The organism is Hymenobacter sediminis (genome assembly GCF_003231285.1).
Classification (GTDB): Bacteria; Bacteroidota; Bacteroidia; order Cytophagales; family Hymenobacteraceae; genus Hymenobacter; species Hymenobacter sediminis.
Map to the genome: position 1 here is coordinate 345,149 of NZ_QKNS01000005.1, position 14,528 is coordinate 359,676.

Annotated in this window: 13 protein-coding genes; 2 read left to right on the forward strand and 11 right to left on the reverse strand. The window is 51.2% G+C overall.

Annotated elements, in window-relative coordinates; all coding sequences use genetic code 11:
* Window positions 1–39: 39 nt before the first annotated feature.
* The 8 genes from DNI29_RS15395 to mazG all read right to left on the reverse strand — a co-directional run bounded on the left by DNI29_RS15395 (window position 40) and on the right by mazG (window position 8,198).
* The gene (locus DNI29_RS15395; protein WP_110979012.1) at window positions 40–1,662 is read right to left on the reverse strand and encodes a tetratricopeptide repeat protein; all 1,623 of its coding nucleotides are present in this window, start codon (window positions 1,660–1,662) and stop codon (window positions 40–42) included.
* A 56-nt stretch (window positions 1,663–1,718) separates the two neighbouring features.
* Window positions 1,719–2,729, reverse strand: coding sequence for a PstS family phosphate ABC transporter substrate-binding protein (locus tag DNI29_RS15400; RefSeq protein WP_238388109.1), 1,011 nt, complete (start codon window positions 2,727–2,729; stop codon window positions 1,719–1,721).
* A gap of 368 nt (window positions 2,730–3,097) precedes the next feature.
* Entirely contained in the window at window positions 3,098–3,928 is an 831-nt protein-coding gene (locus DNI29_RS15405; RefSeq protein WP_110979013.1) for an energy transducer TonB, read from the reverse strand.
* A 231-nt stretch (window positions 3,929–4,159) separates the two neighbouring features.
* Window positions 4,160–4,993 carry an energy transducer TonB gene (locus tag DNI29_RS15410; RefSeq protein ID WP_238388110.1) on the reverse strand — a complete coding sequence of 278 codons (834 nt, stop codon included), beginning with the start codon at window positions 4,991–4,993 and terminating at the stop codon, window positions 4,160–4,162.
* Window positions 4,990–5,511 carry an ExbD/TolR family protein gene (locus DNI29_RS15415; protein WP_110979015.1) on the reverse strand — a complete coding sequence of 174 codons (522 nt, stop codon included), beginning with the start codon at window positions 5,509–5,511 and terminating at the stop codon, window positions 4,990–4,992. Before DNI29_RS15415 ends, DNI29_RS15410 begins: the two co-directional genes overlap by 4 nt.
* A gap of 11 nt (window positions 5,512–5,522) precedes the next feature.
* Complete coding sequence (locus DNI29_RS15420) at window positions 5,523–6,125, reverse strand: ExbD/TolR family protein (RefSeq protein WP_238388111.1); 603 nt, start codon at window positions 6,123–6,125, stop codon at window positions 5,523–5,525.
* 94 nt (window positions 6,126–6,219) lie between these two features.
* On the reverse strand, window positions 6,220–7,080 hold the full coding sequence (locus tag DNI29_RS15425) for a MotA/TolQ/ExbB proton channel family protein (RefSeq protein WP_202910485.1): 861 nt from the start codon (window positions 7,078–7,080) through the stop codon (window positions 6,220–6,222).
* A 278-nt stretch (window positions 7,081–7,358) separates the two neighbouring features.
* On the reverse strand, window positions 7,359–8,198 hold the full coding sequence (gene mazG, locus DNI29_RS15430; protein ID WP_110979018.1) for a nucleoside triphosphate pyrophosphohydrolase: 840 nt from the start codon (window positions 8,196–8,198) through the stop codon (window positions 7,359–7,361).
* Between the two features lie 164 nt (window positions 8,199–8,362).
* On the opposite strand from mazG, the gene glmM reads away from it, so the two are divergent.
* Together glmM and DNI29_RS15440 are read left to right on the forward strand one after the other, a co-directional pair.
* Window positions 8,363–9,751 carry a phosphoglucosamine mutase gene (glmM, locus tag DNI29_RS15435; RefSeq protein ID WP_110979019.1) on the forward strand — a complete coding sequence of 463 codons (1,389 nt, stop codon included), beginning with the start codon at window positions 8,363–8,365 and terminating at the stop codon, window positions 9,749–9,751.
* 188 nt (window positions 9,752–9,939) lie between these two features.
* Window positions 9,940–11,088, forward strand: coding sequence for a cysteine desulfurase family protein (locus DNI29_RS15440; protein ID WP_110979020.1), 1,149 nt, complete (start codon window positions 9,940–9,942; stop codon window positions 11,086–11,088).
* A gap of 73 nt (window positions 11,089–11,161) precedes the next feature.
* Here DNI29_RS15440 and DNI29_RS24950 read toward each other — a convergent pair whose 3' ends face one another.
* From DNI29_RS24950 to DNI29_RS15450, 3 genes are all read right to left on the reverse strand, one after another.
* On the reverse strand, window positions 11,162–11,608 hold the full coding sequence (locus DNI29_RS24950) for a DUF389 domain-containing protein (RefSeq protein ID WP_369073973.1): 447 nt from the start codon (window positions 11,606–11,608) through the stop codon (window positions 11,162–11,164).
* On the reverse strand, window positions 11,494–12,051 hold the full coding sequence (locus DNI29_RS24955) for a hypothetical protein (protein WP_238388113.1): 558 nt from the start codon (window positions 12,049–12,051) through the stop codon (window positions 11,494–11,496). The genes DNI29_RS24950 and DNI29_RS24955 overlap by 115 nt, the downstream gene beginning before the upstream one ends.
* A gap of 237 nt (window positions 12,052–12,288) precedes the next feature.
* The gene (locus DNI29_RS15450) at window positions 12,289–14,496 is read right to left on the reverse strand and encodes a peptidase domain-containing ABC transporter (protein ID WP_110979022.1); all 2,208 of its coding nucleotides are present in this window, start codon (window positions 14,494–14,496) and stop codon (window positions 12,289–12,291) included.
* Window positions 14,497–14,528 lie beyond the last annotated feature (32 nt).

Sequence of the window (14,528 nt, forward strand, 5' to 3'; positions counted from 1 at the left end):
ATTTGTAGCAGGCCTTTTTTGGCTCAAGCAAGTGTTTGACTATTTACGCTTAACCGGTGCCTTAGCAGCAGTTTTTGGCTTAGTGATATCAGCAATGGCTGTCTTTGCCTGCTGGTCGTTGGGGTCCAGGGCCAGAGCTTGCTGCCAGTAGGGCAACGAAGTAGCCTTGTCGCCTTTCTGATAGTAGTAGTACCCAAGGTACTTGTTTGCCTCTACCAGACCCGACTTATACTTAGCAGCGTCAGCTGAAGAGCCTGCTACCTCGATGTATTTCTCATAGTAAGGCTTAGCAAGGCCTTGCTTCGAGTCTTTATCGATGTTAGCGTTAGCACGAGCACGCATCTGGTAGCCCGGAACATAAGTCGGACGCTCTGCCAGAACTAGACCGTAGAGGCTATCAGCTTGGGCATACTGGCCATTCAGTTCATAGGCCCGGCCCAGATATACCTTGTCAGTCAGCTCACCGCCTTTAGTGGCAGCCATCCGAGTTTTCAAGGTAGCAATAGCGTTCGGGTAGTCTTTGGCTGCCAGGTAAGCCTGAGCTAGCTCATTCTGCAGTTCAGAGGCTTTCTTCGGATCAGCATCAATAGCTTTCTTGATGATGGCTGCGCCCTCAGTGGTCTTACCGCCTTTGATCAGCATTTTACCGTAGTAAACGTTGTCTTCGGTAATCACTTTGTTGCCAGCACTAGCCAACTGCATGTACTTCTGCATAGCTGCTAGGGCTTCATCGTTCTTACCCGTTTCATACAGCGAATAAGCACGCAGACGGTTCATGGTGAGGTTGTTCGGATCTTTAGCCAGAACCTTGTCTACTTCTACCAATGCTTCCGGATACTTCTTGGTCAGGTACAGGAACGAGGCGTACTTAGCGTCCGTGTCAGAAGACTTCTCAGCCAGTGAGGAGTATTTCTGGAACTGAGCCAATGCATCATCGTAGCGGCCAGCGAAGTAGTACGTTTCAGCTAGGGCATTGTAAGCCGGAGCATAGTTCGGATCGATGCTGATAGCCTTGTCGAAGTTCGTTTTGGCTTCGTTGTAGGTACGGGCCCGCATGTTCAGCTGACCTTTCCGCACGTAGGCTTGCACGTTGTTCGGATCAGCGAGGGTAGCACGCTCGTAGCTGTTCATAGCTTCGCCGCCACCTTGCTCCGTTTTAAGATACAAGTCGCCGCGGGCAATCATCAGCGCCGGATCGTCCTTGCCTTTGCCAAGCTTTTCGCCAGCGCTTACGTAGGTCAGCGCCTTATTAATGTCCTTGATATCCGATTCAGCATACGCCTGAGCAATCATGGTGTATACCTTCTGGTCTTTGCCTTTCGAGGACTTAACAGCGTTATCAAACTGAATTTCCGCTTCAGCAGTTTTGCCCTGAGCCAACGCGGCACGGCCGGCGGCTACCTGGGTAAAAGCATCTTTGGAATTCAGAGTAACGCGGTTGAAGTAGTACGCGGCTGAGTCAGGCATACCGCGCAATTGGTACAAGCGGCCCAGTTCAAACGACGTTTCGTTTGACTGACCTTGGCGCAGCAAAGCCGCACGGGCTTCACTGTAACGCTCCATCTCAATGGCTTTTTGGGCACCCGAGGTTTGAGCAAGGGCAGCAGAACCCGAAACAGACAAAGCAGCGAGGAGCGTGAGCTTCCAGGGCTTAAGATTCATGAGCAAAAAGGTTAGTGGAAATGCGTGAGGAAAGGAAATAAGAGCTAAAGCAGGTACTAAGGCTTTACGTCAATAAGACGAACCTGTCCGGTTGCAGGCATCAGACCAGCTTTTAGCATAATCAGTTGCCCTTTATTACCAGCGACAAAAGATGCAAAACCGGTGCCAAGTCCGGCCCGTGCTTCCCGGCTAATGATGTATAGCTCGCGGCGCAGGGGATAGGTCTTCTGGGCGAGGTATCCCTGGTAAGGCTGTATGTAATCTTCGGGCTTAGAGCCTGTGGTTTTTGCACTGATTCCAACCACTCTTACCCGTTTCAGAAACTTTTGAACTGCGGCGTCGTCCCGGTCGCTAATCCAATTTACCCCAACTACTCCAATAGCGTTAGGATGACTAGCAACGTAATCTAGTAACGCCGGGTTCGATTTTGATGCGAAGGCCCCTTTCGTAAGGGCGGCTCCGCGTGTAACAGAGTCCTGTACAAAACGTGCGGTACTGGAATTGTTGTTGTCGAATACAACGGTAATCGGCCCTAATTTATTGTTTGGGCTGAGTTGCGACCACTGTTGTTGCTGACCTGTGAAGATGCCACGCAGTTGCGCCAAGGTTAGTAATGAATCCGGATTACTAGGATGCACAACAATGGCTACTCCATCTACACCAATACGGATAGAACGTGGAACCAGCTTTAAGCGTTCAAACACTCCCCGTTCCTGAGCGGTTAGGTCACGAGAAACAACAGCCAGCCGAACGCTATCCGTCAAAAGAGCTTCCATTACTGAGCGCTCGGGCTGATACGCAGCTTGAATTTTGGCAGAAGCATATAGCTTCTGGAACGTATCAACTTGTGATTTGAGGATTGGTTCAAACGTTTCGTCGACTCCGATGCGAATTGTGCCGCTGGTAGGAGTATCGGTTGCTTGCGCTTCAGGAGTAGAGTTGTTTCCACAACCTACTACCCCTATTCCTACGCAAAAAGCTAAGCTCAAACCCCAAAAATTAGCGTACGTCATCCCGAGTTTTTTTGAAATGTTGCCGGTAAGTACGGACAAATCTAATAATTCCATAAAATATGAAAACGGCAGCTAACAAACGCCGAGGAGTGTCTGCCAATGTTAGCGCCCCTTCCGTTGCAAACCAAAGGTATATTCCCAGCCCTACATATATCAGAGACATTAATAGGGTGAAATAGCGTACCAAGGATTGTTGCTTATGGTTGTCTAATCTTTCTTCAGTGGTGGGTAGGTCGAGCATGTGCAATTTGATCAGTGTGTAAAAGCTAAACGCCAGATCAAGTATGGTTTGTTCGCTTAAAGCAGTCAGTTGCTAATTATTAGAAGCGACAAAAGCGCTCAGAAATGACCGGTGCATGAGTAGCCGGCCATTCCTGAGCGCCCAAAGATCAATTTAAAAATAAATATATAGCCTGTTTATTCTATTCGTACTTAAATGTGATGGGTAGCGTGTAGCGCACTGGTACTGCATGCTGGTTCTGATAGCCTGGTTTCCAAGCAGGCATCTGCCGAATTACCCGCGCTGCTTCTTCATCTGTGCCATAGCCAAGCCCTTTCAGCACCGACACATCTTGAATGGTACCATCTGTGTTAACCGTGAAGGAAATAAAAACTTTTCCCTCAATGCTATTGCGTAGTGCTTGTGAAGGATAGCGCAACTGCCGTTGTAAATATTTCATCAGGGCAGCCTGGCCTCCTATAAACTCGGGCATAACCTCAGCGTGTATAAATGGCTGTGTTACGGCTGGTGCTGCCGGCTTAGCTGAGGTGTCATTGCTGTTGCCTACAGTAGGGCCTACTACAATGCCGCCATTCCCAGCCTGCGGTATTTCACCTACTACCACGGGGCCATCGGGAACAGGGGCCGTCACATCTACAGCCACTTCGGTTTTTACTTGCTCATCAGGCACAACCCGCGTTGGCAATGATTGAGGCGAACGAACTACAACTGTAGCTGTTGCTGGAGGCTGCGTATGTACAGGCTGCTCTATTTTTACATCCGTGAGTACCGTTAGTGGAGGATCTGTGGTGATATCAATAATACCAGAAACTGTAGTTGCTTCCGGCCAAAAATGCCGGATGCCCAAGGGTATGGCAATCAACAGAGCTACTAGAGCAGTTGCAAGAATTACTGCGGTAGTAACATGGCGCCCATACAACTGGCGGAGCACATAAGCTCCGTAGGCTTTGTTTCGTCCTTCAAAGACAATGTCGTCGAGAGAGGGTAGGGAGGTGTGCGTGGATGTGGTCATGGGATGTAGAATATAAAGTGAACAGAAACAGAATTCGCACTTAAACTTCCCAAGCCATATCCTATACTGCTTGCCCCCTCACCTCCTGGCTTTCAATGATTAAACGCAGATTGGGCAATCATTATTATGCTCGCCTACTATATTTTTTATTTTATATACAACCAAAAAATAAAACCCGAATCAGACCGGAGTCCGATTCGGGTTTCGCATTGCTACCAGGGGTAGCGAAACTTACTTGATAGCGAAGGTTACCGGTACGGTGTAGTACACCGATACAGCCCGACCATTCTGCTTACCAGGCGTGAAGCGCGGCAGGTTCTTGATTACGCGGAGCGACTCTTCATCGCAACCAGCGCCAATACCTTTTTGCACTTCGGCGTTCGTAACCGATCCGTCAGGACCTACTACGAACTTGATGAAAACGCGACCTTCAACTTGGTTACGCAGTGCCATTGCCGGATACTTGATGTTCTTAGCAATGTACTGGAGCAGGGCCTCTTGTCCGCCAGGGAAAACGGGCATTTGCTCAACGTAAGTGTAAGGCTTAGTTTCCACTACTTCTTCTACTGCTTTCGTGCCTTCACCAGGTTCCAAACCAGCTAAGTCAGCAGGGTTGTCGGTGTTGCCCTTTACAGTTTCAGAAGCCACCACTTTATCCTTCAGTTCGTCCTGATCAGGAATTTCTTCCTGCTTCTGAACTTCCTCGTCCTTCTTTACAACGGGCGGGGTGAACTTAATAGTAGAAAGCTTTGGTGGGGGTGGTGGTGGCGCCTCTGGTGGAGGCGGAGGTGGGGGTGGGGGCTTAGTTGCATCCAGCGGCGGGGCTTCCATCAGCTCGTTTGCCTTCAGCATCTTATCATCTTTCACTACCTCCTCCTTCTTCATCATGCGTGCCAACAGAGGGAAGGCAATCATGAGAGCAAAGAGAGCAACAGAGATAAGTACTGCACGGGTAACGTGCTTACCGTACACACGCCGGATTACGTAGGCTCCATAGGCCTTATTGCGCCCTTCGAAGACTATGTCATCGAGAGATGCATTGGCCAACTGTGCGTTGTCCATCATAATCCAGAAGTTTTAATCAGGTCTTGGTCCGATTTTGAGATGTCTACCAGCGCATACTTTTTCAAGTCGGTGATGTTCATCTCATCCAGAATGTCAACCATGTTTTTGTAGTTGGACTTATCGTCCGGCTTGATCAGCACTACTAAGTTCGGGTTGCTCTTGTTCTGCAACAGAACCTTCCGGATTCCATTCGCATCGTAGCTAGAAAGCTTCAGCTCTGGTTTAGGAGCATCAGCAGCCAATAGCCCATTGTAATAGTAGAGCTTGTTATTCTCACCGAGCAGCAGCGTCAAGGCATTGGAAGCTTTGATAGGCGACTGTTCAGTTTCATCCTTCGGCTTTACGGGCATGTTGATTTCCATCACCGTAGGCTTGCTGAAGGTCGTCGTGAGCATAAAGAAGGTTAGCAGCAGGAAGGCCAAGTCCACCATAGGTGTCATGTCGATTTTGGTCGACATTTTTTTGGCCCGCTTCTTACCTCCTTTACCGGAGTCAGCTGATTGTTGGATTTCTGCCATGTCTGTGCGGATTAGTTACTGGCCGTGGGTTTAGTCTCCAGGTCAGTAATCAGGTTGAACCGGTTAATGTTCTTCTCCTGCATCAGTTTGATGACTTTCTTCACCGTCGGCACATCTGCGTTACCATCGCCCTTGATAGCCACATACGAAGGCTTACCAAACTGCTGACGGCTGAGCGACTGTGCTGCTACTACCCATTCGATCAACTGATTGTTCAGGGAGTCACTTGGGATGCCTTCCTGCTTAACCAGCTTACGCTGCTCGCCATCCAGATTGAGGAGAGCAGGCAGTTTCTCGATAGGAGTTCCAAAGCTAGCTGCTACGCCACGGAAGTTTTTAGCCTGTTCTGCGGTGAAGCTCACCCCATACTTGGCACCAACCTGGGTTAACAGCTTGCCTTTGATTTCGTCATCATCCAGACCAAAAAATACGCGCTTGTCTTTGTCAACCGCAATAGTAATTACGTGCGACTCCGGCAGGCGGATTTCTGATGTAGATGAGGGTGTATCTACCACCACAGCCTCTTCCGGGGCGAATTTGGTGGTAAGCATGAAGAAAGTCACCAGCAGGAAGGCCAAGTCCACCATCGGGGTCATATCCAGCGACGGTGACATTCTGTGAGGCTTTACTTTAGGCATTGCTGGTGTTGTTGATTAGCGTAATTCAGAAACGGAATTGCCAGATATTTAGTGCGTAGGAGCACTAAAATTAGGCAACGTGCTCGGTTTCGCCGTGCTGAGCAGCGAAGGTCTGAATGATGCTGAAGCCAGCTTCGTCGATGCTGTAGGTCAGCTCGTCAATTTTGCTGGTGAAGAAGTTGTAAGCTACGATAGCCAGAGCCGAGGTGCTGATACCCAGAGCGGTGTTGATCAGAGCTTCCGAGATACCGTTAGCCAGACCTACTGCGTCAGGAGCGCCACCTTGTGCCAGAGCCGAGAAGGCCTTGATCATACCCAGTACTGTACCGATCAGACCTACCAGGGTAGCGATAGAAGCAAGGGTCGAGATGATAACCAGGTTTTTCTCCAGCATGGGCAGTTCCAGAGCAGTCGATTCTTCAATCTCCTTCTGGATAGCTAATACTTTCTGGTCTTTCTCCATGTTACGCTCACGTGCCATTTCCTGGTACTTCACCAGGCCAGCTTTTACTACGTTAGCAACCGAACCTTTCTGCTGATCGCAGGCAGCAATAGCGCCCGTGATATCATTTACGTTCAGTTTCTGACGGATAGTGCGTACAAAAGACTCAATGCTCTTGCTGCCTTTAGCACGGCTGATGGTCAGGGCGCGCTCGATGGAGAAGATGATTACGCACAGGAACATGGTAATCAGCACGGGTACTACCGGGCCACCTTTGTAAACTACACCAAAGTAGTCGCCGGGGAGGGGGTTGTTTTCGTTGTTGCCGCCTTGGAAGTGGCTGCCATTACCTAATACGAATTTGTAGACTACTACGCTTACGATAAACGCCAACACGATGGCGAGAATGGCAAACATCGAAGAACCACCGCCCTTGGCTTCGCCTTTCGGCGCAGCAGCAGCGGCGGGCCGAGCCGCGGGCTTGTTCATGGCATTCTTTTGTTCCATTGTTCCGGAGAATTAGGGGGTTGTTGGTGAAAGGTTGAACGTATGTGTAAAAAAAGAAAACAGGTGGCTAGTCTATAGACGGCAAAACCCCGCTCACCCGCACGCTGGGCCGTTGAAAGCCACAATAGCATGGGTCTGCTCGTGCGCGGGGCCTAGTTCGAAAATAGATCTAGCCTTGGCAAACCTAACTAAAAACATGTGTGCCGCCAAATGAAAAATGGGTTTAAACGCTTTAAAACAATATGCTCATCTTTTCCGGGCTATTCTTTGCCCGAAGTTGAGGGTGAAACGGGGGGTATGGTTTTGGCCCGTTCCCAGTAGATATCCATCTGGGCAAGCGTCAGGTCGCGGAGTTGGTGCCCATCTTGGGCGGCAGCCGTTTCAAGGTACTGGAAACGCTGAATAAACTTGCGGTTTGTGCGTTCCAGTGCTTCTTCTGGATTAATGCCTGCGTGCCGAGCAAAGTTGATAAGGGAGAAAAGCAAATCCCCGAACTCCTCGGCGGCTCGCTGCTGGCTGATATCGGAAGGTTCCGGAACGGCAAACTCTGCCTGAAACTCCCGCAGCTCTTCCTGCACCTTCTCCCAAACCTGCTCCGGTCGTTCCCAGTCAAAGCCAGCACCTCTGGCTTTTTCCTGGATGCGCATGGCTTTCACCAAGGCAGGTAACGACGTAGGTACGCCTCCTAGTACCGAGGAGTTCCCTTTTTCCTGCAATTTCAGCTGTTCCCAGTTTCGCTTCACGTCATCCTCACTCTCGGCCTTGGTGTCGCCGTAGATGTGAGGATGACGGAAAATGAGCTTTTCACATTGCGCATTCAGCACGTCAGCAATGTCGAAAGCACCTTGTTCACTGGCAATTTTGGCGTAGAACGTAAGGTGAAGCATTACGTCGCCTAACTCCTTTTTCAAGTCAGGCAAGTTGCCACGGATGATGGCGTCGCTGAGTTCGTAGGTTTCCTCAATGGTGAGGTGACGCAAACTCTCCAGAGTCTGTTTTTTGTCCCAGGGGCACTCGGCGCGCAGGCGGTCCAGTACATCGAGCAAGCGACCAAAGGCTTCAAGTTGAGCAGAACGGCGAGCAGAAGTATTGTATTCCATTAGACCAAATATACAACCTGAAAGTCAAGGGTAGGGAAAGGCCCTGCTGCCAACTAAGGGATGTTGGCTACTTAGAGCATTCGCACCTAGGGAAAGCAGGGGTAGTTACCTACTTTTGCCTTTCCTTTTGAGAATCCGAACTACTTCAACATACAGACAGCACAGTGGCACTGATAAAATCCATTTCGGGCATACGAGGAACCATTGGAGGAGCAGTCGGTGACGGCCTGACTCCTATTGATGTGGTTAAATACGCCGCTGCTTTTGGCACCTGGGTGCTGCAAAAAACGCAGAACAATACCATCGTTATCGGCCGGGACGCTCGTCTGTCGGGAGATATGGTGAGCAGGTTGGTAGCCGCTACCTTGCAGGGCTTAGGCATCAACGTCATTGACCTGGGCCTGAGCACTACCCCAACCGTAGAGATGGCCGTTCCTGCCAAGCAAGCTGGCGGAGGTATTATCTTGACGGCTTCACATAACCCGAAGCAATGGAACGCGCTGAAGCTGCTTAATGCTACCGGCGAATTTATTTCTGATGAAGATGGCAAGCAGGTACTGGCCCTCGGCGACTCAGAAGCGTTTGACTTTGCTCCGGTTACCAAACTCGGCAAATACACCACCGACGATACCTTCCTGCAGGAGCACATCAACGCTATTCTGGCGCTGCCTTTGGTTGATAAGGATGCCATTAAAGCCAAGAACTTCCGGGTGGTTGTAGACGCCGTGAATTCTTCAGGTGGCTTTGCCGTGCCAATGCTGTTGGAGCAACTGGGGGTAGAAGTTATTGAGAAGCTGTTCTGTGAGCCTACCGGCGACTTTGCGCACAACCCGGAACCGTTGCCCGAAAACCTGCGTGATATTGCGCGGGTGCTCGAAAAAGGCTCCTTCGATTTAGGAATCGTAGTGGACCCTGATGTGGACCGGCTGGCCCTGGTAAACGAAGATGGTACGATGTTCGGGGAAGAGTATACCCTGGTAGCCGTGGCTGATTACGTGCTGCAGGGCATGGGTGGCGGCAACACCGTGAGCAACTTAAGCAGCACCCGCGCCTTGCGCGACGTTACCGAGAAGCAAGGGGGTAGCTACGCTGCCGCCGCAGTAGGCGAGGTGAACGTAGTAAACAAAATGAAGGAAACCGGCGCCGTAATTGGCGGTGAGGGCAACGGAGGTATTATCTACCCTGAGCTACATTACGGGCGTGATTCATTGGTAGGCATTGCGCTTTTTTTAAGCCATTTGGCTAAAACAGGTATGACCATGACCCGCTTGCGGGCTTCCTATCCTAACTACTTCATCTCGAAAAACAAAATTGAGCTTACGCCTGAAATCAATACCGACGAAGTGTTGGTGCGGATGCAGGAGCGCTACGCTAAGCACCCAATTAACACCATTGATGGGGTGAAAATTGAGTTTGACAAAGAGTGGGTGCATTTGCGTAAGTCGAACACCGAGCCTATCATCCGAATTTATGCGGAGTCAGACTCCAACGCAACGGCTGAGCACTTGGCAAACAAAATCATTGGGGACATCAAGGAAATCATAAGCAAATAGGCTGTTTACCAAGTATATAGAAAAGTGCACTCAGGATGATGCCAATGGCGCGCCCCGGGTGCACTTTTTGTTTGTTGTAGACAGTAGCATTGATGCCAACGTACAGAATTCCGGCTTGCCCGTTGGAAACCTGTATTTTTGCAACGCTTTCCTTTCTACGTATTCACGCTTATGCACCTGTCTTGCCCATGAATGTGTATTTCGATAATGCCGCTACCACGCCCCTGGACCCCGAAGTGCTGGACGCCATGCTACCCTTTATGCGCGACCATTTTGGCAACCCCAGCAGTATCCATGGCCACGGCCGGCAGGTACGCGCGGCGGTCGAGAATGCCCGCAAGACAATTGCTCACCTCATCAATGCGGCTCCGGCTGAAATCGTATTTACTTCCTGCGGTACGGAAGCCGACAATTACGCCGCTTTTGGCAGCGTACGTACGTTAGGGCTGAAGCACGCTATTACCTCGCCGCTGGAGCACCATGCAGTGCTACACACCATGCAGGCATTGGAAAAGGCCGGCAACATTTCCCTGAGCTACCTCCGTCATGATGTGCAAGGCCGCCTCGATTTAGACCATCTGGAGGAGTTACTGGCTAGTCACCCACGCTCATTCGTGAGCTTGATGCATGCCAACAACGAAATCGGCAACCTTAACGACATTGGAGCCATTGGGGATATTTGTGCCCGGCACAATGCGGTGTTCCATACGGATACTGTTCAAACCATGGGGCACTATCGTCATGATGTACAGCAGCTAAAAGCGCACTTCTTGGTTGGTTCTGCCCACAAGTTTCACGGCCCGAAGGGGGTAGGGTTTTTGTACCGACGCTCTGGGCTGCTGGTAGATGCCCTAATCCATGGGGGCTCGCAGGAGCGTAACCAGCGCGCCGGCACTGAAAATGTATACGGTATTATTGGGCTGGCTAAGGCGTTGGAAATTGCCTGCCGCGACATGGCCGAGCATCAGCGCCATATTCAGGGCCTGAAAAACCGGTTCATTCAGAAACTACGCTCTGAAATAGAAGGGGTGGAGTTCAATGGTACCTCAGCTGAGGCAGAGCAAAGCTTGTACACGGTGCTGAGCGTAAGCCTGCCGCCATCGGCCCTGAATGAAATGCTGCTCTTCAACCTTGATATCAATAAGGTGTCGGTGTCGGGGGGCTCGGCGTGTACCAGCGGGGCCAACGCCGGTTCGCATGTGCTTAGTGCCCTCAATGCTGACCCGGACCGTGGTACTATCCGCTTCTCCATGAGCAAGTACAACACGGCTGAGGAGGTAGATTACGCCGTGGAACAACTTGCGAAGATGTACCGCCGCGAGCAATTGAAAGTCTGAGCGGTAAGGCAACAACGAGGGGCCCGGTAGCAATCTGCTACCGGGCCCCTCGTTGTTGTGCAGTAGGTAACTGCTACTCCAGCACTGAACGCTGGTGCGTTACCCACTGCACAACAACGAGGCCGAATCGTTTCAGGGCGCCGAGTGCCAGTTGGTATTCTCCTACCAAAATGCTGCTCCCTAGCAGCGCGGCCGCTGGCATCAGAACCAGTGCAATGAGGGCGCCAGCAATAACACTGCGCCGGTAGGCCGCAATTATGACTACCCCAGCTGCTGCTCCACAAGCCGAAACCAGCAATTCCTTTACGCCAGGATCGATGATATTGTGCACTTCGGGGTTAGTCAACAAATCGTGGGCAGATGCCTCACCGACGCCAACCAGCCCGAGCATGGTGCTGCCTGCGGTTAAATAAACAAAGCGTAACCAATCAGCACGGACCGCAGCCCGAGCCCTACCACGTGGCAGGGCCGTAGCACAACACCAAGCGGAATAGCGGCTATAGGTTCGAATCCGGGAGATATAATGCTGGAGGCAATGAAAGCAACTGCCTGTGGCACTTGGTCTGAAACCAGGCCTATGGCCGCAACAACTCCACCTAGTGCCATCAGGGCCGCATAGTTGGGGGTCGGCCGCCCCTGTTGGCGCAGTCCGGCTTCTACCTCTTCCCAAATAGCCTCGTCCCGGTCATTAAGGATTTTCTCTCCCTTAGAAAGATCAATAATGCTGCTCAGTTCGGCAGTGGCAACTGATAGGTCCTGCAAGTCGGGAATAACGTCGCGGACCCGGCGCAGCACCTCATCGGCTCCCCGATTCAGCACTTGCACGGTAATGATGTCGCCGGGAGGCTTGCGCGAAGCCCCAGGCTGCACGCTCAGGCTTACTACCTCGTCAATTTCGGTCAGCTGCCGGGATAAAGTTTCTGTAACAGATGGGGGAACGGTAAGGGCAATACTACGATGCATAAGCTTAAGCCAGGGTATGAGCTCGGCTGTACGTAGAAAACGACCTGTGGGCCGATCAGGGCCCGGGATTGTTGCCCAAGCTTTGGCTTAAGGCATCGGAATTGAGTTGTCCTTCGTATGGAGGCACTTACCTTGTATCTGCAGTATGACTGAAATCAATATTCAACGGAGAAAATCTTCTCCTAGCCCTTGGCTGCTGGTGTTTGTTTTAAGTTAGCAGGTTGAGCATTGTTTTGGTCAAATCTGCCCAACAAGAGACTCCTGAGTTGCCAGAGATGGTGCTGAAACTGCGCTGGGTATTAGTTGCTGCCAGAGAGTGTAGTACGCACCCACTTTGTGCAATAATTCATTATGAGTACCTTCTTCCAATAATTTGCCGGCTCCCAACACCACAATTTTGTCGGCGTGCATAATTGTGCTCAATCGATGCGCGATGAGAATAACAGTCCTGCCCTCGTCTCGCAACTGTTGTAGCGTCTGCTGTACATATTGCTCGGATACAGTATCGAGGGCAGAAGTAGCTTCGTCCAAGATCAAAATTTCTGGACAGCGATATAGAGCACGAGCGATAGCCAGACGCTGTTTCTGTCCTCCAGATAAGCCAGCCCCTCGTTCGCCCAGCTGCGTAGCAAACCCATGGGGAAGCTTCTCCACGAACTCTAGGATGCCAAGCTGCTTGCAGATGCTGATAATACGACGCATATCTGGTTCAATATCACCAATGGCAATATTTTCAACTATACTGCCCGTAAATAAGTCAATTTGTTGAGGAACAACGCTTACTACTCGCCTCAGGCTCTCCAAAGTTAAGTGCCGAATATCTAGGCCACCTATCGTGATGCTGCCGCCTGCGAGTGGGTATAATCCTTGCAGTAAAGAAAGTAAGGTGGTTTTGCCCGATCCGCTCTCGCCCACGATGCCTGTGATGGAGCCTCTAGAAATGTGTAGTGTAAGGTCTTGAAAAACTGTGCCTCTCGTGTTATAAGCAAACGTCACATTGTGCAAATGAATATCTCCAGCAAGATCTGGCAGAAGGTCGGTTTTGTTGTCGTGCGATTCCCGTTCTAAATCAATAATCTCGAATAATCGGTCGGCGGCAATGAGCGCATCCTGTACAGTTTTGTTGGCCCCGATCAAGCTGCTGGCCGGCCCGGTGAAGTAGCCGAGCACGGCATAGAACGAGAGCAGTTCGCCAGGCGTCAACTCATTGTTCAACACGAAGTAAGAGCCGGTCCATAGCAGCCCAATGCGAAACAGTTGCGACACAAATTCCGATGCTGAGGCGCTGATAATACCATGCTTGCCGGAATAGTAAACGGTTTGCAACAGCCGGATAAACCGGGTTTCGGTCCGCTCTTGCGCGAAGCTTTCCATCCCAAACCGCTTAATAGTGCCCATAGCTGTCACCGATTCCACGAGTTGGGCTTCCAGTTCTGCGCTTTGCTCCATAAGCTGACGCTGGTAGCGGCGGTTCAGACGATTTTGCACCCAATAGATACCTCCGTAAAGCGGCAAAATACCCAGCATGAGCACGGCTAGCTTCCAGTAGTAGGTGAACATGAGTGCAAAAGACAGCAGTACGATAAGCACATTGACCAGCAGATTCAGCGCCACGTCGTTTACAAAAGCACGAATCCTGACTGCATCATTTACACGGGAAATAATTTCTCCCACGCGCATACTATCGAAGAAGGCTTGGGGTAGCTGTAGTAGATGTTTGTAATACCCCAGAATCAGACGGGCATCAATCTGCTGGCCGGTTTGAAGAGCAAACAGGCTTTTCATGGCCCCGATAAACAGCTGGAAGACCAGAAGCAGTAGCATACCCACACTCAGCAGATTCAGCAGATTACGGTTGCCTTCGGTCAGAACGTGGTCTACTACCTTTTGCACGTAGATAGACATGGCCAGCCCCAGCACGGTGTACACCGCAGCGCCGAACAACGCTTGGACCATCACTGATTTGTGGGGCTGTACAAGTTTCCAGAACCGGCCCAGCGTAGAGCTTTTGTGGTCGCCGGGCACAAAAGAAGTATCGGGTAATAGGAGCAGCAGTACACCGCTCCATTGCTGCTGAAATTCAGCCACCGACACGCGGTGAAGCTGCCCGTCGCCGGGGTCCATGTACGTTACCCGGCCTTTGGCCACGCGGTACACCACGACGTAGTGATGCAGCTGTTGCTCGGTTACTATGACGTGGGCAATGGCCGGCAACGGAATCTTGCTCAGGCTCTCGACGGTTCCTTTCACGCCTTTCGCCTGAAACCCCAGCTTGGTAGCTGCCTTCACCATCCCCAGCATGTTAGTGCCGCGCTGGTCGGTGGTGGCATACTGCCGGATGCGTGCCACGGGCAGCAGCAGCTTGTGGTGTGCCGCTACGGAGGCCAGGCAAGCGGCGCCGCAATCCGTAATGTCGCGCTGGCGTATTTTGATAGCGTTTCGCATAAGAAAAAAGCGCCAAGCTGTTGCCTCGCGCT

Bases quoted from the DNA above. Each gene is read 5' to 3' on its own strand.
- DNI29_RS15405 (WP_110979013.1), bottom strand. From the start codon at position 3,928: ATGACCACATCCACGCACACCTCCCTACCCTCTCTCGACGACATTGTC.
- DNI29_RS15420 (WP_238388111.1), bottom strand. From the start codon at position 6,125: ATGTCACCGTCGCTGGATATGACCCCGATGGTGGACTTGGCCTTCCTG.
- mazG (WP_110979018.1), bottom strand. From the start codon at position 8,198: ATGGAATACAATACTTCTGCTCGCCGTTCTGCTCAACTTGAAGCCTTT.
- DNI29_RS24955 (WP_238388113.1), bottom strand. From the start codon at position 12,051: ATGCATCGTAGTATTGCCCTTACCGTTCCCCCATCTGTTACAGAAACT.
- DNI29_RS15410 (WP_238388110.1), bottom strand. From the start codon at position 4,993: ATGATGGACAACGCACAGTTGGCCAATGCATCTCTCGATGACATAGTC.
- DNI29_RS15400 (WP_238388109.1), bottom strand. From the start codon at position 2,729: ATGGAATTATTAGATTTGTCCGTACTTACCGGCAACATTTCAAAAAAA.
- DNI29_RS15425 (WP_202910485.1), bottom strand. From the start codon at position 7,080: ATGAACAAGCCCGCGGCTCGGCCCGCCGCTGCTGCTGCGCCGAAAGGC.
- DNI29_RS15395 (WP_110979012.1), bottom strand. From the start codon at position 1,662: ATGAATCTTAAGCCCTGGAAGCTCACGCTCCTCGCTGCTTTGTCTGTT.
- DNI29_RS15450 (WP_110979022.1), bottom strand. From the start codon at position 14,496: ATGCGAAACGCTATCAAAATACGCCAGCGCGACATTACGGATTGCGGC.
- DNI29_RS15440 (WP_110979020.1), top strand. From the start codon at position 9,940: ATGAATGTGTATTTCGATAATGCCGCTACCACGCCCCTGGACCCCGAA.
- DNI29_RS15415 (WP_110979015.1), bottom strand. From the start codon at position 5,511: ATGGCAGAAATCCAACAATCAGCTGACTCCGGTAAAGGAGGTAAGAAG.